Consider the following 23,042-nt stretch of genomic DNA (forward strand, 5'->3'; position numbering starts at 1 on the left):
TCTGTAGGCATAAAGCCTACGAGGATTAGCCATGAGCAGCACCTTCTTTATTCCCGCCGTCAACATCATGGGCACCGACTGCCTCGACGAAGCCATGACCGCCATCCGTAATTACGGCTTTCACAAGGCGCTGATCGTCACCGACGCGGGCCTGGCCAAAGCCGGCGTGGCGAGCATGATCGCCGAGAAACTGGCGATGCAGGACATCGACTCGGTGATCTACGACGGCGCCAAGCCCAACCCCAATGTGGAAAACGTCGAGAAAGGCCTGGCGCTGTTGCAGGAAAGTGCCTGCGATTTCGTGGTGTCCCTGGGCGGCGGTTCGCCCCATGACTGCGCCAAGGGCATCGCGCTGTGTGCCACCAATGGCGGGCATATTGGCGACTACGAAGGCGTGGACCAGTCGAGCAAGCCACAACTGCCGCTGGTGGCCATCAACACCACCGCCGGCACCGCCAGCGAGATGACCCGGTTCTGCATCATCACCGACGAAACCCGCCACGTGAAAATGGCCATCGTCGACCGCAACGTCACGCCGCTGCTGTCAGTCAACGACCCGGCACTGATGGTCGGCATGCCCAAGGGCCTCACTGCCGCCACTGGCATGGACGCCCTGACTCACGCGATCGAAGCCTACGTGTCCACCGCCGCCACGCCGATCACCGACGCCTGTGCGATCAAGGCCATCGAACTGATCAGCGCCAACCTGCGCCTGGCCGTGCGCGATGGCAGCGACAAGGCCGCGCGGGAAAACATGGCCTACGCGCAATTCCTCGCCGGCATGGCGTTCAACAACGCGTCCCTGGGTTTTGTCCATGCCATGGCGCACCAGTTGGGCGGCCTGTATGACTTGCCCCACGGCGTGTGCAACGCGGTGTTGTTGCCCCATGTGCAGAGCTTCAACGCCAGCGTCAGCGCCAAACGCTTGAGTGACGTGGGCCGCGCGTTGGGTGCCGATATCAAAGGCGTCACCGTGGAAGAGGGTGCCCAGGCAGCGATTGCGGCGATCCGCAGTTTGTCCCAGGACGTGGATATTCCCGCCGGCCTGCGTGAACTTGGCGCCAAGTTGCAGGACATTCCATTGCTCGCCAGCAATGCGCTGAAGGACGCCTGCGGGCTGACCAATCCACGGCGCGCGGATCAAAGGCAAATAGAAGAGATCTTTCGCAGCGCTTTCTGACGGGGCACTGACACGCCGCAAGCGTTAAGCTACAAGCTGAACTGCATTCAACTTGTCGCTTGAAGCTTGCGGCTTGCCGCTGAGGTCCCCCTATGAGAGTTCTGTTATTCGGCGCCACCGGCATGGTCGGCCAGGGTGTTCTGCGTGAATGCCTGTTGGCCGCCGATGTGCAGGAAGTCGTCGCCGTCGGCCGTACGCCGTTGACCCAGGAACACGGCAAGCTGCATCAGGTATTGCACAGCGACATGCTCGATTTCCAACCCCTGGAAAACCTGCTGCAAGGCTTTGATGCGTGCTTCTTCTGCCTCGGTGTGTCGTCGGCTGGCATGAACGAAATCAACTACACCCACCTCACCTATGACCTCACTCTGGTTGCGGCCAGCACCCTGGCGCGGCTCAATCCGCAGATGACCTTTATCTACGTGTCTGGCGCCGGTACCGACAGTTCCGAGGCGGGCAAGTCGATGTGGGCGCGGGTCAAGGGCAAGACCGAAAATGCCTTGCTGCGCTTGCCGTTCAAGGCGGTGTACCTGTTCCGGCCGGGGGTGATCCAACCCTTGCACGGCGTGCGCTCGAAGACGCCGTTGTACCAGGCGTTCTATTCCGTGCTGGGGCCGCTGCTGACGTTGCTGCGCCGGGTCAAACCGGGTTGGGTGGTGAGCACCGAGACGGTTGGCCGGGCGATGTTGCAGGCGGCCAGTCATGGCGCGCCGCAACCGGTGGTGGAGCAGGCTGGGATCAGTCGCTTGGCTGACGAGCGTCGTTGAAGGAGCTGACGGTGATTCAGGATTATTCAGACGCGCTGATCGTGCAGGAAGTGTCCCCGCGTGATGGCTTGCAAATCGAACCGACCTGGGTGGAGACGGCCGACAAGATCGCCTTGATCGACCAGCTTTCCCGCGCCGGTTTCTCGCGGATCGAAGCGGGTTCGTTTGTCTCGCCCAAGGCCATTCCGGCGTTGCGCGATGGCGAGCAGGTGTTCCAGGGCATCGCGCGCAAGCCGGGGGTCATCTACGTGGCGCTGATCCCCAATCTCAAGGGCGCCCAGCGTGCGATCGGCTCCCGCGCCGATGAGTTGAACCTGGTGATGTCCGCCAGCCAGAGCCACAACCTGGCCAACCTGCGCATGCGCTGCGAGGCGTCCTTGGCGGCCTTCGGCGAGATCGTCAGCTTTGCCGCCGACCACCCGGTGCGCCTCAACGGCAGCATCGCGACGACATTTGGTTGCCCGTTCGAAGGGGCGGTCGATGAGGACCGCGTGCTGCGGATTGTCGATGCGTATCGTGAACTGGGCATCCAGGGCATCACGCTGGCCGACACCACCGGCATGGCCAACCCGCGCCAGGTAGAACGCCTGGTCAAGCGCGTGTTGCAACACGTGCCTGCTGGCGACCTGACCCTGCATTTCCACAACACCCGTGGCCTGGGGTTGTGCAATGTGCTGGCCGCCTACGAAGCCGGTGCCCGACGTTTCGATGCGGCCCTCGGTGGTCTCGGCGGCTGCCCGTTTGCGCCGGGGGCGTCGGGCAATATCTGCACGGAGGATCTGGTGAACCTGTGCGCGGAGGTGGGGATTCCTACCGGTATCGACCTGCCGCATCTGTTGCAGATGTCCCGGCGCCTGCCGGCGCTGCTGGGCCATGAGTTACCCGGCCAGGTGGCCAAGGCGGGGCGCAATTGCGACCTGCATGCCGCGCCGGATTATGTCGCCGCGCTGATCGCCGAGGGCGTTGCGCTGAACTGAATCAACACCACGCCGCCGATCAACAACAACGCCCCCAGCACCCGGGGCGTTGTCAGCTCGCGCTCCGCCAGGCCGAACAGGCCAAAGTGGTCGAGCAGCAGTGACGCCAGAATCTGCCCGGCCATGGCCAGCGCAATAAACCCAGACGCGCCCAACTTGGGCAGCAGCATCAACGCCAGGGAAATAAAACATACACCGAACGCGCCACCGGCCCACATCCATAAAGGTGCTTTGCTGATAAAGCCCAGGCTTGGTAACGGCAAGCGCAGCGCCACAATCACCGGCAGCAACACGATGATGCTGACCAGCAGCGACGCCAGGGTGGCCCACAACGGGTGCCCGAGCCCACGCCCGAGGTTGGCGTTGATCGCACTTTGAAACGGCACTACCGCACCGGCAATCACTGCCAGCGCCAATAAACCCAGCCAGTGCAAGGTCGTCATTGCGAATCTCCCAGAGGTTTTGCTGGACTCTAGGGTATTCGTCGTGCAAATTTAAATTCCAATTTCTTATGCCGGGCATGCAGCTAATGAATGATCTGCGCCGCATCGACCTCAACCTGCTGGTGATCCTCGACGCCCTGCTCGCCGAGCAACACGTCACCCGCGCCGCTGAACGCGTGCACCTGAGCCAGCCGGCGGTCAGTCACGCGCTGGCGCGCTTGCGGGACTTGCTTGGCGACCCGTTGCTGGTGCGCCAGGGCGGCACGTTGGTGCCCACCGCTCGCGCGTTGGAACTGGCGGCACCGCTCGCCGAGGCGCTGGCCCAGGTACAAGCGCTGCTGGCGCCCAACCGGTTTGATCCGGCCTCGGCCAAGCGCCGCTTTCGCGTGGCGATGTCGGACTACAGTGCGGCGATTTTCCTACCTGACTTGGTGCGCCTGCTGCGCCGTGAAGCGCCCGGTATCGACCTGCAAATCATCCAGGCCAGCCGCGAAGGCATGGTGGATGGCGTGCTCAATGGCGATCTTGACCTGGCTGCTGGGGTTTTTCCTGACATGCCGGCGGAATTGCGTACTACGCCGCTGTTTGAAGAGCACTACACCTGCCTGGTAGACCGTGACAGCTTGCCGGACGATGGCACGCTGGACCTGCCCACTTACCTGTCGCGTCCCCATGTGTTGCTGGAAATGCGCGGCAGTGGCACGCCGGAAATCGAGCGGGCGCTGACGGCGATTCGTGAGCGACGCCATGTGGCGATCAGCCTGCCGCATTGGGGCGTGGCACCGCAGTTGATCCAGGGCACGGATCTGATCTTGACGGTGTCGTCGCGGGGTTTGCTCAACATTGATCACCCACACCTGGTGGCGGTGCCGCCACCGTTTCATATCCCCTCGTTTGCGGTGGAGTTGGCGTGGCATGTGCGGCGGGGTGGGGATTCGGGGTTGCAGTGGTTGATGGGGCAGTTACAGGGGCTAAATTTGCCAGCTTGAGTTGCGGAATCTGGAGAACAACAGAGATCAAGTGTGGTGTGCTCAGCATTGGGCTCCCATGCAGAGATGCTGGGACGACCGTTCGTCGCACTGGCAAGTATTTTCTAAACCTTTGCCGCCGTGAAAATTCGAATTCAGGGCGGGGAGTGTTCCCCCGCACTTATTTTTGCCCTGGAGGAACCCATCATGAGCCGCATGGCTATCCGGTTACGCACCGCCAGTTTCGCGATGCTGCTGGGCCTCGGCGCCAGCAATGCTTTCGCCCAGTCGCCTGCTGAATTCATCGAGCAGGCGTCGGCCAAAGGCATGGCCGATATCGAAACCAGTCGCATGGCCCACGCCAAAACATCGTCCCAGGAAATCAAGGATTACACCATTGAGGTGATCAACGAGCGAACCCTGGCCAACCAGCATCTGGCGGCCATCGCCAAGAAGCTTGAACTGCCGGTGGCGCCGCGGGAAAAGATCGTCGACAAAGCCGAGACCCTGATGCCGCAGCTCAAGGACGGCGACTCCTTTGACGCGGCCTACACCGCGCAACAGGTCAAGGAAAACGAAGACGCCATTGCCCTGTTCAAACAGGAAGGCGCGGCGTCGGATGTGCCGGAAATAAAAGCGTTGGTGGATGAAACGCTGCCCAAGCTGGAGGAGCGTTTGCAGAAGGCTCGTGCGTTGGCATCGACCTACGGCAAAGGCCATCAGGGTGACGGCTGAGGCGGTTGCCTGAAATGAAAAACGGCGGTTGGAGAGTTTCCAGTCGCCGTTTTTGTTGCTGCTATCAGAGCGCTAACTGCGCCTGGCCGGTACCTTCCAGGGCGAGCAGATATTGCTTGGCTTGCAGGCCACCGGCAAACCCGGTCAGCTCACCCGAGGCGCCAATCACCCGGTGGCAGGGCGCGATGATCGAGATCGGATTACGCCCATTGGCTGCACCGACGGCGCGCACTGCCTTGGGGTTGCCGATCTGCTGGGCGATCTGGCTGTAGCTGCGGGTTTCGCCGAAGGGAATGGTCAACAGCGCCTGCCACACTTGCTTCTGGAAAACGGTGCCGGTGAAGTCCAGGTCCAGTGTGAATTGATGACGGGTGCCGGCGAAGTATTCCTGCAACTGGCGCTGCGCCTCCAGCAGCACCGGGCTGTCGTTGGCTTCGTGCAGTTCACCCAGGCGTACACGGTTGGCGCGTTCTGTTTCCCACAGGATCGCGCTGAGTTTGCCGTCACGTGCCACGAGCGTGAGTTGGCCGACCGGGGAAGGCATGAGCATGTATTCGTAGGCCATGGGAGGGCTCCTTGAGAGTGCGTGAACGGTACCACGACAGGGTAGTTTCATCCGCCCGCGTACAAACTGCGTTTCTTGCGGTTGAATTCGCCCAGCGTTCAGAAATTCCAGTAGACCCAGCTGTAGAGATGGGGGTAGGCAAACAGTCTGAAGGTGTAATAGCCCGCCACGAGCAACGAACCTGTACGAAGGACGACGAACGAAAGGATATTGAACAGGGTGATGATCAACGCGAACATGACCACGCGGCGGCTGGCGTGGCGTCTGGCCAGCAGCACGCCGTAAACCGAACCTGCGACCGATCCCGCCGCCATGACCGGTCCGAGGAGAAAAGGCAGCTTCACGAACGACAGCAGCAGTGGCAAGACCAGCACCCAGCCCACCACTTGACGCAGTAAGGGTTTGGGCGTGTGTTGCTTGGATTCGGGCATTGTCTCGATCTCGGGCTGCAAGCGCTGACATGATCAAGGTGTCAGCGCCCGGCCACAGTCAGATTTTGCTGAGGGCGCCTAGTGGTCCTGTTGCAATACCTTGAGCGCTGCCGACGCGAGGAAACCCGAGCGGCTTTTTTCTTCGGGATGATTCAGCACATATTCATCGATACGGTTAAGCAGGTAGCCCGGCAGGGTGATGTTGAGTTTCTGCGCCTTGCCCAAATACCTGGTGACATCAATGTCCACCACTGCCCAGGTGCAACCCGCGTATTGCGGGTTGGCGGCATGCAGGGTGACTTTCTGCGCATTGGGAATCGGCGCACCGTCTTCCGCGAGGATCTCGAAGTGCCCTTCGATGGCTTCACGGGCCATGGCCATGGCGTCGTCCAGGTCGTCGCCAGCGGAGTAGCAGCCGGGAATATCCGGTACTTCCACACCCCAGGCGTGGTTTTCGTCACCGGTTGAAATTGCGATGGGGTAAAGCATGTCTGTTGTCCTCCTGGGACGGTCAGCTCAGCAGAGCTTGTTTCAGGATGCTCTTGGCGGTCTTGTCCAACAGGTCCTTTTTTGGATGAGGGATCGTCACCAGCCCCGGCTTGGTCGGGTGCTTGAAGTGGTGATGGCTGCCTCGGGTACGCACCAGGTACCAACCGTCTGCAACGATGTGACCTATCAAATATCGGCTATCCACAACACCTCCTTGTGGTGTGTGTTGGTGGTGACTATAACTACAAAAAATAAATTATCAACACTCTACCTACCGACGGTCGATGACCGGTATTTCGTCAGGCAGTGTCTGAAGTGTATGAACGCGCAGCCATGGCGCCAGAGAGAGGTATTGCGAGGTTTTGCGCAGGTATTAGCGGGTGTGTAGGGCCTGTGAAACCACGCTGAGAAACGCATCAACCAAGAAGCTTTTTGTTTCAGTTGGCGTCAGCACCAGCAACTGCGCACACGCATCCACTTCCACCAATGGTCGGTAGGTCACGCCTTTGTTCATCAGGCTTTGCGTGCATTGCGGCACCAGCGCTACGCCTTGGCCGGCCGCGACCAGGGCGATGATCGAGGTGATCTGCCGCCCGGTCGGCCCTGGTCGCAGCGGCTGGCCGTGGCGGCGGTAGAGCTGCTCGATGGACTGGTTCAGCCCCGATCCGTAATCCGCCGGGAACAGGATCAGCGGATAAGCACTGAGCTGCGCCAGGCTGACCTGCGCCAGGCTCGCCAGCGGGCTGTCGGTGGATAACGCCGCCACCAGCCGCTCCTCGCCCAGCGACAGCGCTTGCACCTCTTTGCTCTGTGGCAACAAACGACTCAGCCCGACGTCCAGCCGCCCGTCGGCCACCTGCGCACCGAGATTGCCGGAGGCACATTCCACCAGGGTCAGTTGCACATCGGGAAAGCGTTGGGCAAACGCCTGGATCGCCTGGCTGAACAGGTCTGACAAGGCAATCGAACTGACATACCCCAGCGTCAGTTGCCCGGCGGTGCCTGCCGCGAGTTTGCCGGCGATGACCTGCGCCAGCTCCACCTGCTCCAGCACACCACGTGCATAGGGCAAGAACGACCGGCCTTGTGCCGTCAGTGTCACCGTGCGGCTGGTGCGATCGAACAGCTTGAAACCCAGCTCGGCTTCCAGCGCCGAGATCTGTCGGGTCAACGGCGGCTGAGCCAGGTGCAGGCGAAGGGCGGCGCGGCCGAAGTGCAATTCTTCGGCGACCATCAGAAAATATCGCAGCTTGCGTAGGTCGAGCATCCTGGCCCTCGGGTATTGATCGGTCCTGATTCGGTATTGGTTCAAGACGTGCCGGGCATTCTATAAAGACCGCTCAAAATAAAACGAGAGGTTTCATGAAACCGCGCCTGCATTGTGCCCGTCTTGCCCTGTTCCTGTGTGGCTGCGCGGCTTTTCTCAACCTGTATGCGACCCAGAGCATTCTCCAGACCTTTGCCGTGCAGTTTCAGATCAGCGCCAAGGCCGCGGGGTGGAGCATTACCGTGACGACCTTGGCTGTCGCAATCACGGCCCCATTTGTCAGCCGCCTGACAGGCCGTTTCGAGCAGCGCACGGTGATTTGCGTGGCGGCGCTGCTGTTGGCCGTACCCACACTGATGACGGCTTATGCCGACAGTTTTACCGAAGTGCTGGTGTGGCGGTTTGTCGAGGGCATGTTGATTCCGGTGGTGTTTGCCACCAGCGTGGCCTATATCGGCGACCGGTGGAGCGGTGGCACGGTCACCGAAGTCACCAGCCTGTACGTAGCGGGCACCGTGCTGGGCGGGTTTGCCGGGCGCTTCGCCACCGGGGTAATGACGGAGTATGTGGGCTGGCGCGAAGCCTTCGAGTTGCTCGCGGCGCTGAGCCTGATGGTGGGCGGGTTCATTCAGTTCCTGTTGCCGGTTAGCCGGGCGCGAACGGTGCCGCAGGCAACCGTTTCATCGGGGGCTCTTCGTCAGCCATTGCTGGCGGCTTATGCCGTAGGTTTTTGCGTGCTGTTTTCCCAGGTTGCGGCGTTTACCTACGTGGGTTTGTACCTTGGCCTGCCGCCATTCAATCTCGGTCCTGCGGCTTTGGGCATGCTTTACATGGTGTTCCTGCTGGCATTGATCGTGATCCCCATCGCGGGTCGCCTCAGCAAAGCCCGGCCCCATAGTGAGTTGCTCACGGTTGCCGTTGTGCTGGGCATCACGGGCACGCTGCTGACCCTGGTGCCAACGCTGTGGTGCATCGTGTTGGGGCTGGCCCTCAGCTCCACCGGCGTATTCCTCGCCCAGGCCGCCGCCAATGCGTTCACCACGGCCAACGCCGGCGACAACAAGGCGGGTGCCGTGGGTATTTATCTCACCTGCTACTACCTGGGCGGTAGCTGCGGGGCTATCGTCCCGGCATTGATCTGGGAGAGGTGGGGCTGGGCGGGGTGTGTGGTGCTGATTGTCGCTTTCCAGTTGATGACGTTGCTTATCGCCTTGGTCGGTTGGAAGCTTGTTAAACCTGCGCTGGTACCAATGCCTTGACGGGCGTCGTCGCTGTACCGGCCGGGCCGCTTGCTCAAATAATTGACTGATTGGTGACATGTCCAGGCCGTGCGAACAAATCAATGCCCAGCGAGTGGAGTACTTTGAGGACTGTTTCAAAGCGCGGTTTTGCGCCGGGGGAGAACGCCTTGTAAAGACTCTCGCGACCCATACCCGTATCAGTGGCGATCTTTGTCATTCCTCGGGCTTTGGCCACGTAGCCGATTGCACGCAGAAACTCTTCGTTATCGCCGTCGGCCAGCACCTGAGAGAGGTACTCACTGATGGCCTCGTCACTGTCGAGCAGCTCGGCCATATCGAATGTCGTCAGTGTTTGCGCCATTTTCAAACCTCCTTTGCCAATTTTTTTGCCCGTCGGATATCGGCTTCTTGCGATGACTTGTCACCGCCCACCAGCAAGATGACGAGCGCTCTGCCTCGTAGGGTGAAATACACTCGATAACCGACACCTACATCGACTCGCATTTCTGAGATGCCGTTTCCCAGCGTCTTGATATCGCCCAGGTTACCCATGCTTGCTCTCTCAATACGCCGGCCAATCGCAATCTTTGCTCTCAGGTCGCGAACGCTTGAATGCCAGGCAGCGAAGACTTGGGTTTGCTGGATTGAATAATGCACAGGACCTCGCATGCCGTAACTGTATCCATGTGGATACTGTCTGGCAATAGGAATGACTGATCGAAAGGTTGCGGAGGATGGGGCGGGGTCACTTCGGTTTCAAAGACGTTTTCTGTTGCCAGAATTTGCTAGGAAAATGGGCTCGTAGGCGTAGTTTTGAATTAAGCGAAACCGCCTACGCGGCCATCCGAATCGCCTGGGTTTTGTCTGTGCGAAGTTGCCACGCGTGTCGAACCACCAAATCCCAGGCATAAAAAAACCGGCACCAGGGCCGGTTTTTTCATGCATCCCCCGTCAAAATCATCCAGACGTTGGACCAACAATTAAGTGGAGCGGGTAGAGGGAATCGAACCTTTAATGGACACGGAGGCACGAATGTTGTGTAGGTGTGTAGGTGCGCGAGCGGCTTTCGCCCTTGGAATCGTTGGTTATAAAGTTGTGACTATTCCACTCGGTCTTTGACTCACAATGTGACTCTTGAAGAGGAAACCTGCCATCGCCCCTCCTGATCCTCTAGGCCTGATACAGAAGCTTTTGGCTTGGAAAAATCTCTCACATTAGCCACTACACCAACCAGCCGCCGATGCTGCATCTCCTGTCACCGACCGACAGCTCCGTCACCCATGATCTAGCTAATTTGTGGTGTAGTACCTGTGTAGAGGTGAAGAAGAATCTCATTGGTAGATACCGAAGCATTTTTGGCCTGAAGACTCTTTGGTGGCGGAGGCGGCTGCAAGAGCACAGCTTTTGGAACGTGGCCTGCCGGTCGGCTGTCGTGAACCAAGCCGTCAGAGGAGTCTTGGCCCTTCGGGCCTCCATCCTCACGTCTCTGGCCCTTTGGGCCGGCGCGCTCCGCTTACTTTGCAGCATGGTTCTTAGACTAGGCGGCTAACCATTACGAACTAGCTGCTCACGTAGTTCCATGACCGGGATAGGTGGGTCGGCACGATGCACCATGGCATGACAATTTGGGCAAAGCGGCTTCATGTCGTTGACCGGATCAACATTCTGGGGGCCGCCCAATGTATGCAAAGGGACTTCATGATGTACATGTATAAAGTCAGTACCGAGCTCACCATACACATCCCCAAAGCTCATTCCGCAGGCCTGGCATGATAGGCCGTAATGATCGAGACAAGCCTTTCGGTTTGAGTGGCTTCTTTCATACTGGGTGACGGTAACCTGCTGCCATTCGCCTTCTTCGTTTCCGCTTGGAGCCGGCGTCTGCGATGTATCCTCGACGAGTTCAGTTACTTCATTCGTCCCAGGGGGGGGTGTGTCGTTGGCAACGCCACCCCGGTAAACCTTGTCTACCCATGCCAGAAACTGCTCAGCAAGAAGTTCCATTGTCTCTTCCAGCTGTGACTCGACGACAAGCGGTTCACCCGGGGTTGGCATCTTGGAAAAGATCGGATGTTTGGCGTAGTGCTGTATGCCTTTGACCACCGTATTTGACTCTTGAAGCTTTCTTTTCCAGGTGCTACTTGGCGGCACACCCATCCAACGAACCGAGTCGCTGCCGATCAGGGCAAGCGCTCCACTCCGGGAAAACTTTGCCCACAAATCATCCTGCCCTTCATAAATCCACACCCTGCACTCCACGTGAGGGGAAGCGACCGTAGGATCGAGTTCGAACGCTATGAGCCGGATACCCTCGTAGGGTTCGCGATACTCAGCCCAAAGGCTTTTTCGATGTTGTCGAGAGCACTTGAGAAATTTGCAAACAAAGAGTTCTTCACTTGGCGTTGCCGCATTCTCAAAACCTCGAGTCCAGCAACCCTTGGCTGTGTCCGACCTCCACCATTCTTCGAGCTCCATAGGACACTCCTCCTCTCACTAAATACCCATTTTCCGGGGCAGGGCCAATTCCTCTGGCGCTTCACCTTCTTTGAATCCAACCAGATAAAGCACATCTCCAACTGGGAGCGCTTCCTCCCGCGAATCCGAGGTCGTGTTCTGGATCACCGAGCAGGTTGCATAGCGCAGAGTAACGCCCAGTTCTTCAAGGTGTTCGATCATGGCTTGGAGTTCTTCAAACACCTCTAAGCGCGCCGTGCTTGAATAAAGCTCGGCGCAGTCGCGATAGTCCCTTAGGTAATCAGTCAGCTCCGCGAATGCCAACGCCTGGTCTTTGGACGTCTCGAAGGCGGGCTCGATGTAATCGCCGATGCTTTCAGCTGCAAGCTTGGCCAAGCCCCTGCCTGATTCGGGCTTCAAAGCTTTCGTCATGACATATTTCTGATCGAAATGCTCACGAGCAGCGCGCAGTTGCTCCTCGGTGGGAATCGCCATCGGTTTCGTGAATGCGTCGATGTCTTGAAACTCGAAGGCGCTGGCCAATGATCTCAAAGTGTGGGGGTTCCCTCCTGAGCCCGCCTCAACGCGCTGGATAGTTCTCGGGGTTGTCCTGGCAAGCTCCGCAAGCGTCTCTTGTGACCATTGGCGAATCTCACGCAGGTATCTGACCACCTGACCCAGTTCGCCCTTGCTCAGTAAGCGTGTCTCAATTTTATCGAAGCTGCTCATATCGTTTCTCCTGCCCCATTGGCTCATCTGATGGGTCAAGTATGGAAGCGCTCAGGTCGCCGCAACACGACACGAACACGACACGAACACGACAGACACCGTCCTTATATCCCACTCACCTTCGGGAGCAGAGGGATCACTTTTTTTCCCTCCAGTCGGCTTTGTAGAGAAGCTGGTCGCGGTGAAGCTGTAAAACCTTATTGCTTTGAAGAGTCTGCTGTGTTTCCTTGTTAAACTTCTTTGCTTCATCAAATGCGAGAAATATCTGCTTTCTTCTTACTGAGTTTAGGATGCGGATAATATTTTCTGTGGCGGCCAATTCAATGTTTTTGTAGATGATGGAGTCGTGAATTACGAATGGCAGTCGTGTAAGTGATAGCATCGCCAAGTCGAAACCTACAAGTCCGGCGTAGGACTTACCCGTCCCGGTATCCATCGGGCAAGTGAAGCTGTACGAGCTAGCACTTTTTATTCGAAGTTGTGATGGGCCACGATCTGGCCCGTAAACTACACTATTGAAATTTTTTAGTTTATGATTGATGGAAGATTCTAAATCTAAAAAAATCTCATTATAAATGACGTCTAGTCGGGCTTTGGAAGCCGCTTCGCTTTCTTCAATCGATGCTTTTTGATCGTAAAAACGATTTTCTTCCCTGGCTTTATCAGTGACCTCTTTGATCTCAAAAACCTTGGCGAAAAGATCAGTTGGTGTTCCCTTCGCTGACAGTGCCAGCTTTATCTGTTGGTCGAGTGCGTTGATTTCGCTATTAAGCGCGGCCTCTGTGGTGACCAGATTATGCAGTTCGCTCTTAAGCTCTTTGGATACCAGCTTCCCAATTTTTTCGTGGAAAGCTTCCACTTGCTGCAGGCGTTCAAGATCAGCTGAAGGGAAGAACTCTGCCACCAAGGCAATATTTGCTGTCAGTCTTGGAGAAACGCCAGTGATATCACGTTGAAGCTTTTCTCTTCTGGCTGAGACATGATTTTTCTTTTGAATAAGATCATTTTTTTGCTGCTGGATGGATCTTAGCTGCTCGTCGAACAGAGCCTCATACGCGCTAAGTGCGCCTGCGAAGTTTTCTTTGAGTTCGTCAATGGCTTGCGAGTTGTTTGTTATTACTTTGAGGTTGGAGTTGTACTGTGTTTTTGTGACGCCAGGAATTATTTTTGCGGCCATTGATTTGCGCATCAGATCCTTCTTTTCCTTAAAGGAGTGAAGCACCTCACGCTCAGCGGAAACATCTCCTGTACGCTCGAAGAGTTCAATGAGCCGGACTATCGCTGCACTAAGCTTTTCCTTTTGCGCATTTGCTAGCGGAAAATCTGGATCATATTCGCCTTTATTCCAAATTCTGGAAAATGGGCTAACGATAGACCGGAAGTGGCTCTCTAGCATTTCTAGGCCGTAATGCTTTTTAAGAATTGCCTTGTAATCCTCTACTGAAATTTCATTGAGCGCTACGTGGTTTGAATTGCATATTTTGACAATTTCGGGCTCGTCTGTTGATCGGCTTGCATACAGAGGTTTTCCTGCGAACTCGAAAGTAACTCTATAGATGTGATGTCCGAGTTTTTTTATAACGCCGGCTTTGTCTACTAACAAGCTGCTTCCGCCCATGGCGAAATCGATAGCGAGAAGTGCTGAGGACTTTCCGATGGAGTTCTTGGCCTCGTCATCGCCTAATATCACGTTGAGGCCAGTCTGGAAGTCAATTTGTTGATGAGTGAATAAATCGCACTTTATTTGCTTAAGCATATTCAATCACTCCGGAGTCTTCCTTTACATCCAAGTAACCTAGGAAAAACAATACATCCAAGGCCGATAGAAATTCTGATGCATCTATAAAGTGGTCTTTTGTCCTAGACAAAGCTTGAGCTACGGTTTCGCCATGCCGTTTGCCGGCAAGAATAACAAGCATTTTGAAGATTGTTGACTCTTCAAGCTTTGTGAATTTACTAGGGACTAACATCAAACACCTCGCAATTCTGCACGAAGAAAGACGTCAAAATTCTTGAAGAGTCGATTGACTTGCCTGTTCTGGTGCTAATCCATTGTGCGATGTATTGGAATACGACGTCTTTGTTTTCTGGGTTTTGCCTATGCATTTCCCAGAAATATGTATTGACTTGATTTTGTAGCATTTTCACAGACGCTTGGTCGCGCTGTTCTAAAAGACGCATCTCTTCTCGTATGGATACAAAGTAGTCAACAACGTCGTTGCGAATATTTCGCTTAAGGAAGTTGCTTGCTCCTGTTCTTAACTTGTCATTAAGGGTCTTCGCATCAAGTTCAAGGTCAAATGTCTGCGCCCCATTAGTTTGCATGCTGGTGATGAGTTCAAGTATTTCCTTAACCTCTTCCCTAAGGGTATGCTCCGAGATTGCCTTACGCGCATTTGCGTCCCTGATGTAACCATCCTTGATGGCACGTATCCGAGTGTACTCTTCGATCTTGAAGTCTTTGTCGAACCTTCTATGGCAAGTAGGGCAAAGGCATATAACGTTGTCTAGTCCATTGATCTCTGCGGGAATTATATATCCAGTTAAAGCCAGCGCTTGAGGCGCAGTAGGGTTTAAAGGATAAATATGGGCGACTTCATACCCTTTAGATGGATTCTTTGAACCTGCTTTTCTGAAAATGATTGGTTGAGTACAAAGAGGGCACGCCCCTCCTGTCTCTCCGTACAGCATACTATGCTCTTCGGGGTGAAACTTTACCCGTGCATTCGCCATATTCAACCTTTCAAACTTAAATTATCTGCGTGCCACTCATTGCCATGTAGAGTTCTACTTGGCTCATATCTGAGCGTTTGGAGTGAGGGCGTGCGTGCCGCGTAGGGCGGTGAGCAGGCGTGGCCTTTAAATGAGCGGCTATGCAATGAGATGCCTTTTCGTGGCGATCTGCCTGCGTCTGATGACAACGATTGGCTGTGTGCGCAACCTACCTGTTTTAGATCTTTCCACATTCCGTGTGCCTAATTTCTGCTTATGGAGGTGAACATACCACTTCGCCACCATGCTCGGTATAGCCAAATGGGAGCCGTTGGAATAGTGACCTCAATGGGCCTGGCAGATCATCCGTCTTGATCCAATGTTGTCGTATGATCGCGGGATCTGTGCCCAATGCCTCAAGGTAGGAAAATGTCATTGAAGTTGCTCACAACGCTGTGGCGCGTCATAAGCCCCGACCATCGCCTCGAGCGTGAGAAAGCGCGTGAACGCGAGTTCATTCTGGCGGCGAACTCCTTGAAGACCCTCAAGGTGACACCGGGGGGCGGGATGTCCATCGATCCTGAAGAGCTTCGCGAACAGATCGTCGCTTCACGTGAGCAGTTGAAGCATCTCGTCCACAAACCAGGAGCGGCTAGCGGCTCATTCGAAGCTGCGGCAGACATTCGGGTGGAACAGGAAGCGAGTGCAACCATAGAGGCTTCTGTGAGCACCATGGACTGTATTGAGGTGGTGGCTTGGCGTCGGTTGCGGACTGGCGCTTCAGTGCGCTACGTGTGCCTCCAGTCTACGAGTACGGGGCGATTCGTTGTCGCTACAGCCAGTCTGTTCACAGAGGCCATAGAGAGTCTCCCGACTTGGGTCGACGGCAATACCAACAGGCAAATTGCAAATGCACTGCAGCTCGGTGACCACCAGTGGTACGCGACTATGAGCGAGGCTATGGATACTTGGGATGCGGAGCTTTGATGACCCTGCGCTTTCAGTTGGGGCGTGCCCCTGCGGGGAGCGGCTGTCGTGTACCGAGCCTTGGCGCAAGCGCCGGCATCTCGGCCCTTCGGGCTTCCATCCCACACGCCTGCGCGCTCCGCTTGCCAAGTCTACCAAGCGCGTGATCACCTGCATTCGGTTCGAGCGGACACTCAGGGTGACCTAGATCCAAAGCTCATGGGTTCCCCCCTACGAAAGTTCAAGCTTCGGAAAAAGCACGACAGGCGTTCATCAAAGCAGTTGCGTCATTCAAAGCTCGGTGGCGCCTGGTTGTCGGCAGTCGCCGGTATATTTCACTGGCAGCCTCCCGGCCCACAAACACCTCCAAAGGCTTCAACTCGAAAGTAGGTATCAGATCTGCTGCCTCGTAGAGCACATCGAGCCAAAAACCGTCCTGAGGTGAATCACTGCAAAGCACCTGGCCTGAAAACAGCTGATTCATATTTCTCGCCACAGCGACCGGGGTCTCACCTTCCTGATGTAACTGATCTTGAGTGAGACCGTGCATGTCTTGCGCATCGAACGACCAGTGCGTCCAGTAACGGGCCGGCTTTATCAACGAACTGAAGGAGGTCTCACTCGACACGACGGCGACCTCAATGGGATAGCTCTCAGGAGCGATTCCAGAGGCTTCAAAATCAATAAAAAAAGAGGGCCCTTCCACCTTGCTGCTCCTGTTTGAGGTTGCGATTTTCAGCGGCAACACCGACTGCTTGTATGCTCACGCCGCCATCGCTCGAACCAGCCGTTCTAGTTGATAGCAGCCCGTGCAACTCGGTGGTCTTGCAGATGCTGCATCTCACGCTCCCATTCAACCAAAAATTTATCCCAGTCTGTGGCGTAGGGCCCATCAGGAACTCTGGTCGACCCGATGCTTGCCTGATGGAACCGCTCCCTCCAGGGTTGCGGAATAGTCTGCTCCAGGATGATGTCGATTCCGGAGTAGTGATGCTGCACCGTGACACAATCCCGAAGCTGGCTGAGCTCAAGTGCCTTGTCAGCATTGGGGGAGTATTTCCCTTCTTGAAGGTCAAGGTCATCAAGGATGGATAAGGCATCGAACGCCTTCAAATCGCCTGGAGATATGTTTGCAAGCATCCACAAAGCCTTTCGTCTCTTGGCTTCTAGTTCGCGGAGTTCATCGTCGGGCATTTGAGTTACCTCTTGCTGGCGCTGATGGCGTGCCGCCTGCGGCATCAGGCTGCCGTGAATCGAGCGCCGCCAAGGCGTGTCTCGACCCTGCGGGCTCACATCCCTCACGCCTGCGCGCTCCGCTTGCCTCAATGATTCGAGCGCTCTACGGTATCGTCCAACTAAAATGAATGAATATTAGAAGGGGGGAGCGAGTTGAGCGGGATACGTGGCGACCATTGGTCGCCGTCTTTCATCAGTCTGGAGTGCGGTACAGACTACTGACGCAAACGCCGCAAACCGAACGTCCTTTTCGTGCGCATTCCATTCGCGCTGCGGCTTCGTCTTGGCATGCAAAAGGAGGCGCTGAAACTTTTCCATCTATCCCCTTGCTACGCTCGCCCTTGTCCATTTTCTTGCAAATGGACTTGAGTGAAACGCTGCAGGTTCGAGGCTTCACGGTTTCGTTGAGCTCTCCATAAAACAAATGGAATTCCTCCGAGTCACCATTTTTTAGCAGTGTGTAAACCTTCATTAAACCTCCTGAGTGGCAGAATGCCGCTATAGGTAATAGAGGCGCGACGCCATGGATTCAAGAGCTTGAAGTATTTACTTACAATCCTGCCCAGCGAGCTGATGGATCTCTACCCCTTCACGATCTACCAAGGAACCTGCAGCACTGATGAGTGTTTAAGCTCTCCCTGCGCATGCAGGCTTTAATCGTCCCATGTGCAGACAAGCTCGATCACCAGGTTCGTTCTTTTTTGGCTACGGTGTATGCGCGGCTATCTGCCCCTAATTCTATAACGGTGAAAAAGCTCTGCCCTAGCAGCGCTATCGCCTTTTTCAAGCCGAACGATATGATGGGGAGTGGGTGTGTCCAGCGACCTGGCTCAGCACTCGGAACGATGGAATGTGAGAGGCGCTGATGAAGATTACTAAAAACCTGAACACCTATGAGATCGAAGACCTTTACCCCTCCAGTCAGACAGATGTGTCACTCCGACTGCCCGTAAGCATGAGCCACGGTGGTTTGCTTGGGGTAGATGCAGCATTAGCTCAGTTGGTAATTACCTGGGCACGGGCTCAGGAACAGGGCGTACTTCATTTGTTCGCTGACGCCGAAAACGCATCAGACCAAATTTTGCAGTTGGGTAGAACCGCCGCAGGACTGGCGGCTCTGATCATGTCCTCTAGGATTGAGACGGAATCCCATGAAACCATTGAAAAACGGATAGCGCTCACGGTCATCAGGCCGCTCATTCAAGCGATGTACGAAGGGGATCTACGCAACACGTCAAATGAAAGAGGCGCTCGCCCAAAAGCTATAAATCTCTTCAGTATTAACTTTGCCAAGATGGAGTTCATCAAGCCCTTCTACTACGGCGAAAGCGCACCTCAGATCCATTCCCATACTACGTTCGCGAACCTGCTCGAAATGTCGTCTGCACTGATGCATACCAGACATGACAAAAACGCATTGCACAGGGGTGGACTGTCAGCATTGGGAAGCGTCCTAGCCGAACTGATTGCAAATGCCGACCAGCATTCCGTTACCGACGTGCATGGGATTAAGTACAAAAAAGGCTTGCGCGGCGCTTCAGTTAAGGCCAGTCGGATAAAGAAACAAGACATTCATCTTCATTCGAGTAAAGAGCCGCAGTTCGCTTTATTTGTGATGAAGAACATGGTCAAAAATCAAGATTACCTCGACTTCCTCGAAATATCAGTAATCGACAGCGGGCCAGGTTTAGCACGGCGTTGGCTCTCTGCGAGAAAAGGCGTACCGGTAGACGATCTGCGCGAACTCCCACTGGAAGAGGAGCTTAAGAGCACACTTGAGTGTTTTAAAAAACACGTTACAACCAAGGAGTCTGTGACATCCGGCATGGGGCTGCACAACGCAGTACAAGCCCTGAATAAGCTCAAGTCCTATGTACGGCTGCGTACTGGAAGGCTATGTCTTTACCAAGCATTCCAGGGGCATGATCAGGTTGTTGACTTCAACCCCAAAAATTGGAGCGGCGACCGTGAGTTAGCGACAGCTGAAGGCACTGTATTCACTATCTGCATTCCGGTGAACTGACATGCCAGACCTCTTTGATTTCGAAGTTTCGCTCACCCCATCTCCTGATGCAGAACCCGCTCAGGTTGTTATTTTTTTCACGGGCCCAGAAAGGATTGATGACGCTCAAATTACTGAAGCGCTTCAGAAGCGGCTTACAGACTACATCCTCCCCGACCACGTAACCTTTCTAGTACCGGAGTGCTATCGGGAATGGATTAAGGAACAGTGTGCTGACAAAGCCACACCTATCGCCATTGCGCTTCAGCGTCGTGGCACTGGATCGGCTCCGACCTATGGATTCTCATTCTTCAACGAATACGGCGATATAACGAAGCATGTCATCGTTGCAGGCACCTCGAAAGTAATCGGTCGTCTCATTACCCGTGGTGTGGGATCAATCATCCAGGCCGGGATGAGAAAACTGGTGAAATGCACTTCCGTACTGACTAAAGCCCCTGCGGGATTTCTTTTTTCGAAACCTTCCTCTAGGGCATCCAATTACTTCATCCGTGCCGAAAACCTTCTTTCAGAAACGCTCCATTCTCACTTCTTGGCATTCTCATGCTTGAGTGTGCTCAAAGGAGCGTCTAGTGACGGTATGCGTGAGCCCGACACCATCTATCTCGACACGATGGCGTTCCTGCCAATCGCACTTTCGATTCAGCTCTTCCAGGCGAAGTTAGGAGCGCAGACGATCCGAAGCGTCCAGTCATTCCATTCTCATGATGGTTTGAAGGATGGACAACTTCCAGACGGAGCCTCGGCACTCTGCTTGATTTCTGCCTCAACCAATTGTGGCCTTGCAAAGGAATGGATAAGGGCCACTGGAGCACCTGCAAGCCGGGTCGCTACCTTCTTGTCATTCCTGGCTGAATCTGAATCGTGCATTGTTTTACACACCATCGAGAAACCGGAAGACTTTGAATCACCCGCCGAAGGAGAGGCTAACGAAGCCAGGCAGATGATCCGTATCCACGGGGAACGCTTCGTCGCCCAACACACCGAGACACGGCTGTTGAATATCAGCATGGATCACCTACCGGACGGCTTGCAGACCAAGTTCTATTCTTTCATGGGCAAAGGTTTATTTACGTGCTTTAGCCAGATTCCAAACCGTGAAAGGCAGCGAACCGTTCAAGTTGATAAGGAAAAGTTGGTTGCTGCCGAGGCCTTCAAAACATGGTTCGCAAAAGCCCTAATAGAAGAGTCTCCCGCCTCTACTTCGCTAATTATTCACGACGATGATGCAGCAAGCGAAAGTATGGCGAACAACGCGCTATCTTTTCTCAATGAGAAAGGACTTTCATGCAGTGTGGTAAGCGCATCTAAATTCGACGCGCAGAAAAAGTTTAAGGGCTCAGTAATCATCGTTGCTGCTGCAGCTGAACGAGGTACGTTGCTGCTTAGCATAAGCCGTCGCCTCCGATCCGCGCAGGAGTCGGGCACCAGGGTCTACTTGGTTGGAGCACTACTCGGTCGCTCATATGAGCTGATGAAAGAGTTATCAGCCAATCTCACTCAGCCGCCGAAGGGCAGTCGAAAATACGTATTCAAGCCTTTCCTGGAGATCCCTGCAGCCAGTTTGGCTTGCAACAACCATTGGCACCAAGAACACAAATTGTTGAGTAGCCTAATCACCTTTGATGGGAATGACGTGTCGTCGATGGTTAAAGCCCGTGTCGAAGCATTTGACACTGCACAGACTGGAGGTTTTGGCTGAGCACGCGTTCTGGCAGAGCAGCGATCACAACGGACAACTGAGGCTGACCAAGGGATTTGCCTTCGTGAGCGGCAATGAGGATGTAACCGTAGCTACATGCCCAGACATCTTTCTCACCATTTTGTGGATTCTCCAAAACGCGCGGCAGAACGCCAAGATTAAGGATGCCAAACGGCTAGAGTCTGGTGAGTTGCAGCAGGTGCTGCTTACACCAGAAGTGTTCTCCCGATACGACGACGGCATCATCCAAGGAGCATTCGCGCAGCCCTACCGACTGAGCTCGATTACAGCGCTCACGAAACCCACAGTGCATCAATGGCAGATATCATTCTGCGGGTTGTTCAAGGTTATGGGTTTGAGCGCGGTGAAGCAGCTATGGAGTTTATCACCGCCCTTGCGATTGGAAAGATCCGTCTCCGCCAAGAAGCCGATGAAAAACTGCGAGCCGATATCAAACTAGCGCTCAATGGCAAAGTCGCAGACATCGGGCTGTTGCTAGGCGAGGAGACATCTCCAATTTAGCTAATCGTGACGCAGCACCGACCTGCTTCCGTAAGCGGTCGGTGTTACTTCCGCCTGCTAGCCAAGGACGGCGTGCTTACTGCCCTATCACTCTCCTGATAGACAATCTCGGGGAGCGTAAGAGCGGCGTAAAGGCAGCTGTGTAGCCCCCTTTACTGACTCAGCGGCGCAGCAGGCGGTCTAGCACCAGCAGCGCTACTGCACCAATCGCGATTGCAGCAACTGGTTTTTCTTTTACGAACGTAGATACGCTATCCAGTGCATCGCCATAGGTTTGTGTCAGCTGACCGGCAGCCTGGCGTCCGGCACCTTCGGCTTCCAGCTTCGAATCACCAAACAGCTTCCCGACTGCGCTCTGCGCTTTGCCGGCAACCTTCTCTACAACACCTTCTACCTGTTCGCTCTTCATGATTCACCAAACCTTCGTGTGTAAATAGGACGCTCAGGTTTGACCTGAGCTAGCGGCTATCTGCACAGGATTAGGGGCATGGTCGTCATGATTAGTTCAAAGTTGCTGAGCACCGGGAGCTACCCGTAAGACACTTGCTGACTCATCTCTGAGCTATGCTGGGTCGTGATCAAGGAGTCCAAGTAGATGCCCGGTGAATACTCGCTGTCAGACGTTCTGGAAAGGATGTACCAGAATCAGCTCGCTCTCGAAGCTGCGCTCATGGAGCTAACCCTCCAGGTGGAAGCCCAAGGACATACGGAAGTTGGCGACAACGTTCGTGGCGCGCTTTACACAACTCATATCAGTTGCGACCGGCCATGACGCCGCCGTCTACGTCCCAGATAGCACCGGTGACCCAACTGGCCTTGTCAGAGAGCAGGAAGACAACCACTTCGGCGACATCTTCAGGAGTACCTACTCGTCCGATTGGATGGAAGCTATTGAAGCCCTGCAGCGCTGCATGAACTTCAGCTTTAGGAATGAAACCTTCGTAGATCGGGGTCTGTACCACCGCAGGGGATACGGCATTGACGCGGATATGCTTGGGCGCAAGTTCCATTGCCAAGTGCTGAGTCAGCGAGTGCAGACCAGCTTTCGCCATCGAATAGGCAGAGGACGGAGTGGCAGCGATTGCCTGTTTGCCCCACATGGAGCCGATGTTAACGATAGCGCCGGAATTCCCCTTTACGACGAGGTTGGCAGCGACTTTTTGTGTGATGAAGAAAGAGGCTTTGTTCAGTTGCATGTACTGATCGTAATCAGCGTCCTGGTGCTCCAGGAAAGGCTTGGGGAAGAATACGCCCGCCGCGTTCACTAGCAGATCGACGTCCGTGTGGCGCTGATCAATTTCCTGCAGCAACGTCGCGAGGCTTTCTGGATTGGTCAGGTCTGCTGTGAGTGCGCTTACAGTCCCTATTGCGGCTAGCTCTTGGCGAGCTTGATCGGTTTTTTCTGCGCGGCTGCCCACAATTACGACGTTGCCGCCTTGCTGTAAGACGAGGCGAGCGGTTTCAAACCCCATGCCACTGGTGCCGCCCACGACTAACAATTTCTTTCCGATAAATTGTTTGTTCATTTGAATGCTCCAAAAAGGGTGATTGAGGCCATGCAGGAAACCGAGAGCCTTTTGCCAGCCTAGAGGCTCACGCCTAAGGGGCTAGCCACCGATTTGCTGCTGAGGTACG

The 23,042-nt window shown here is 55.2% G+C and carries 28 protein-coding genes; 11 read left to right on the top strand and 17 right to left on the bottom strand.

Translation table 11 applies throughout. The features are described from left to right. The first annotated feature begins 31 nt into the window (after window positions 1-31). From yiaY to PSH87_RS07215, 3 genes are all read left to right on the top strand, one after another. A complete protein-coding gene (yiaY, locus tag PSH87_RS07205; protein WP_305432981.1) occupies window positions 32-1,180 on the top strand; it encodes an L-threonine dehydrogenase in 1,149 nt (382 codons plus the stop codon). A 92-nt stretch (window positions 1,181-1,272) separates the two neighbouring features. Further along, window positions 1,273-1,947 carry an NAD(P)H-binding protein gene (locus PSH87_RS07210; protein ID WP_305432982.1) on the top strand — a complete coding sequence of 225 codons (675 nt, stop codon included), beginning with the start codon at window positions 1,273-1,275 and terminating at the stop codon, window positions 1,945-1,947. A gap of 11 nt (window positions 1,948-1,958) precedes the next feature. Beyond that, entirely contained in the window at window positions 1,959-2,924 is a 966-nt protein-coding gene (locus PSH87_RS07215; RefSeq protein WP_305432983.1) for a hydroxymethylglutaryl-CoA lyase, read from the top strand. On the opposite strand, the gene PSH87_RS07220 is transcribed toward PSH87_RS07215, so the two are convergent. Beyond that, window positions 2,882-3,367 (bottom strand): DMT family transporter, encoded by a 486-nt coding sequence (locus tag PSH87_RS07220; protein WP_017737545.1) that lies wholly within the window; start codon window positions 3,365-3,367, stop codon window positions 2,882-2,884. The genes PSH87_RS07215 and PSH87_RS07220 overlap by 43 nt on opposite strands. 68 nt (window positions 3,368-3,435) lie before the next feature. Between PSH87_RS07220 and PSH87_RS07225 the strand changes: the two genes are divergently transcribed. Both PSH87_RS07225 and PSH87_RS07230 read left to right on the top strand, forming a co-directional pair. Beyond that, window positions 3,436-4,356, top strand: coding sequence for a LysR family transcriptional regulator (locus PSH87_RS07225; RefSeq protein WP_305432984.1), 921 nt, complete (start codon window positions 3,436-3,438; stop codon window positions 4,354-4,356). 186 nt (window positions 4,357-4,542) lie between these two features. Then, window positions 4,543-5,070, top strand: a complete 528-nt coding sequence (locus tag PSH87_RS07230) for a DUF4142 domain-containing protein (protein ID WP_017736381.1) — start codon at window positions 4,543-4,545, stop codon at window positions 5,068-5,070. 64 nt (window positions 5,071-5,134) lie between these two features. Here PSH87_RS07230 and PSH87_RS07235 read toward each other — a convergent pair whose 3' ends face one another. The 5 genes from PSH87_RS07235 to PSH87_RS07255 all read right to left on the bottom strand — a co-directional run bounded on the left by PSH87_RS07235 (window position 5,135) and on the right by PSH87_RS07255 (window position 7,822). Next, window positions 5,135-5,635, bottom strand: a complete 501-nt coding sequence (locus PSH87_RS07235) for a methylated-DNA--[protein]-cysteine S-methyltransferase (RefSeq protein WP_017736380.1) — start codon at window positions 5,633-5,635, stop codon at window positions 5,135-5,137. A 98-nt stretch (window positions 5,636-5,733) separates the two neighbouring features. Continuing rightward, a complete protein-coding gene (locus PSH87_RS07240) occupies window positions 5,734-6,066 on the bottom strand; it encodes a hypothetical protein (RefSeq protein ID WP_305432985.1) in 333 nt (110 codons plus the stop codon). A gap of 78 nt (window positions 6,067-6,144) precedes the next feature. Continuing rightward, a complete protein-coding gene (locus PSH87_RS07245) occupies window positions 6,145-6,555 on the bottom strand; it encodes a type II toxin-antitoxin system HicB family antitoxin (RefSeq protein ID WP_017736378.1) in 411 nt (136 codons plus the stop codon). Between the two features lie 22 nt (window positions 6,556-6,577). Then, window positions 6,578-6,760, bottom strand: a complete 183-nt coding sequence (locus PSH87_RS07250) for a type II toxin-antitoxin system HicA family toxin (RefSeq protein WP_017736377.1) — start codon at window positions 6,758-6,760, stop codon at window positions 6,578-6,580. Between the two features lie 168 nt (window positions 6,761-6,928). Continuing rightward, complete coding sequence (locus tag PSH87_RS07255; RefSeq protein WP_305432986.1) at window positions 6,929-7,822, bottom strand: LysR family transcriptional regulator; 894 nt, start codon at window positions 7,820-7,822, stop codon at window positions 6,929-6,931. Between the two features lie 95 nt (window positions 7,823-7,917). On the opposite strand from PSH87_RS07255, the gene PSH87_RS07260 reads away from it, so the two are divergent. Further along, window positions 7,918-9,081 carry an MFS transporter gene (locus PSH87_RS07260; RefSeq protein WP_305432987.1) on the top strand — a complete coding sequence of 388 codons (1,164 nt, stop codon included), beginning with the start codon at window positions 7,918-7,920 and terminating at the stop codon, window positions 9,079-9,081. 34 nt (window positions 9,082-9,115) lie between these two features. Here the strand turns inward: PSH87_RS07260 and PSH87_RS07265 are convergent, their stop codons facing one another. Both PSH87_RS07265 and PSH87_RS07270 read right to left on the bottom strand, forming a co-directional pair. Beyond that, window positions 9,116-9,424, bottom strand: a complete 309-nt coding sequence (locus tag PSH87_RS07265; RefSeq protein ID WP_017736374.1) for an addiction module antidote protein — start codon at window positions 9,422-9,424, stop codon at window positions 9,116-9,118. 2 nt (window positions 9,425-9,426) lie between these two features. After that, a complete protein-coding gene (locus PSH87_RS07270) occupies window positions 9,427-9,720 on the bottom strand; it encodes a type II toxin-antitoxin system RelE/ParE family toxin (protein ID WP_305432988.1) in 294 nt (97 codons plus the stop codon). 583 nt (window positions 9,721-10,303) lie between these two features. Here PSH87_RS07270 and PSH87_RS28775 point away from each other — a divergent pair. Next, on the top strand, window positions 10,304-10,612 hold the full coding sequence (locus PSH87_RS28775) for a hypothetical protein (RefSeq protein WP_370695294.1): 309 nt from the start codon (window positions 10,304-10,306) through the stop codon (window positions 10,610-10,612). On the opposite strand, the gene PSH87_RS07280 is transcribed toward PSH87_RS28775, so the two are convergent. The 5 genes from PSH87_RS07280 to PSH87_RS07295 form a co-directional block, all read right to left on the bottom strand. Further along, window positions 10,609-11,538 carry an HNH endonuclease gene (locus PSH87_RS07280; protein WP_305432989.1) on the bottom strand — a complete coding sequence of 310 codons (930 nt, stop codon included), beginning with the start codon at window positions 11,536-11,538 and terminating at the stop codon, window positions 10,609-10,611. The two genes, PSH87_RS28775 and PSH87_RS07280, sit on opposite strands and share 4 nt — an antisense overlap. Before the next feature lie 18 nt (window positions 11,539-11,556). Beyond that, window positions 11,557-12,246, bottom strand: coding sequence for a helix-turn-helix domain-containing protein (locus PSH87_RS07285; RefSeq protein ID WP_305432990.1), 690 nt, complete (start codon window positions 12,244-12,246; stop codon window positions 11,557-11,559). A 136-nt stretch (window positions 12,247-12,382) separates the two neighbouring features. Then, on the bottom strand, window positions 12,383-14,002 hold the full coding sequence (locus PSH87_RS07290; protein ID WP_305432991.1) for a DUF2326 domain-containing protein: 1,620 nt from the start codon (window positions 14,000-14,002) through the stop codon (window positions 12,383-12,385). Beyond that, the gene (locus PSH87_RS28780; RefSeq protein ID WP_370695295.1) at window positions 13,995-14,216 is read right to left on the bottom strand and encodes an ABC-three component system middle component 7; all 222 of its coding nucleotides are present in this window, start codon (window positions 14,214-14,216) and stop codon (window positions 13,995-13,997) included. The genes PSH87_RS07290 and PSH87_RS28780 overlap by 8 nt, the downstream gene beginning before the upstream one ends. After that, a complete protein-coding gene (locus tag PSH87_RS07295) occupies window positions 14,203-14,937 on the bottom strand; it encodes an ABC-three component system protein (protein ID WP_305432992.1) in 735 nt (244 codons plus the stop codon). Before PSH87_RS07295 ends, PSH87_RS28780 begins: the two co-directional genes overlap by 14 nt. 450 nt (window positions 14,938-15,387) lie before the next feature. Here PSH87_RS07295 and PSH87_RS07300 point away from each other — a divergent pair, with 450 nt between their 5' ends. Continuing rightward, on the top strand, window positions 15,388-15,945 hold the full coding sequence (locus PSH87_RS07300) for a hypothetical protein (RefSeq protein ID WP_305432993.1): 558 nt from the start codon (window positions 15,388-15,390) through the stop codon (window positions 15,943-15,945). A 220-nt stretch (window positions 15,946-16,165) separates the two neighbouring features. Here the strand turns inward: PSH87_RS07300 and PSH87_RS07305 are convergent, their stop codons facing one another. Further along, entirely contained in the window at window positions 16,166-16,669 is a 504-nt protein-coding gene (locus PSH87_RS07305; protein ID WP_305432994.1) for a hypothetical protein, read from the bottom strand. Between the two features lie 47 nt (window positions 16,670-16,716). Further along, window positions 16,717-17,217 carry a hypothetical protein gene (locus PSH87_RS07310; protein ID WP_370695296.1) on the bottom strand — a complete coding sequence of 167 codons (501 nt, stop codon included), beginning with the start codon at window positions 17,215-17,217 and terminating at the stop codon, window positions 16,717-16,719. Window positions 17,218-18,025: 808 nt separating this feature from the next. Here PSH87_RS07310 and PSH87_RS07315 point away from each other — a divergent pair. Genes PSH87_RS07315 through PSH87_RS07325 form a run of 3 tightly spaced genes read left to right on the top strand, consistent with a single transcriptional unit; the run spans window position 18,026 to window position 21,345 of the window. Then, window positions 18,026-19,183: an ATP-binding protein gene (locus tag PSH87_RS07315; RefSeq protein WP_122674114.1), complete on the top strand. Its 1,158-nt coding sequence runs from the start codon at window positions 18,026-18,028 to the stop codon at window positions 19,181-19,183. A 1-nt stretch (window position 19,184) separates the two neighbouring features. After that, complete coding sequence (locus PSH87_RS07320) at window positions 19,185-20,885, top strand: hypothetical protein (RefSeq protein WP_305432995.1); 1,701 nt, start codon at window positions 19,185-19,187, stop codon at window positions 20,883-20,885. Beyond that, on the top strand, window positions 20,842-21,345 hold the full coding sequence (locus PSH87_RS07325) for a hypothetical protein (protein WP_305432996.1): 504 nt from the start codon (window positions 20,842-20,844) through the stop codon (window positions 21,343-21,345). The genes PSH87_RS07320 and PSH87_RS07325 overlap by 44 nt, the downstream gene beginning before the upstream one ends. Before the next feature lie 222 nt (window positions 21,346-21,567). Here PSH87_RS07325 and PSH87_RS07330 read toward each other — a convergent pair whose 3' ends face one another. Next, entirely contained in the window at window positions 21,568-21,816 is a 249-nt protein-coding gene (locus PSH87_RS07330; protein ID WP_305432997.1) for a CsbD family protein, read from the bottom strand. A 343-nt stretch (window positions 21,817-22,159) separates the two neighbouring features. Beyond that, window positions 22,160-22,933 carry an SDR family NAD(P)-dependent oxidoreductase gene (locus PSH87_RS07335; RefSeq protein ID WP_305432998.1) on the bottom strand — a complete coding sequence of 258 codons (774 nt, stop codon included), beginning with the start codon at window positions 22,931-22,933 and terminating at the stop codon, window positions 22,160-22,162. Between the last annotated feature and the right edge of the window lie 109 nt (window positions 22,934-23,042).

The organism is Pseudomonas sp. FP453 (genome assembly GCF_030687495.1).
Classification (GTDB): domain Bacteria; phylum Pseudomonadota; class Gammaproteobacteria; order Pseudomonadales; family Pseudomonadaceae; genus Aquipseudomonas.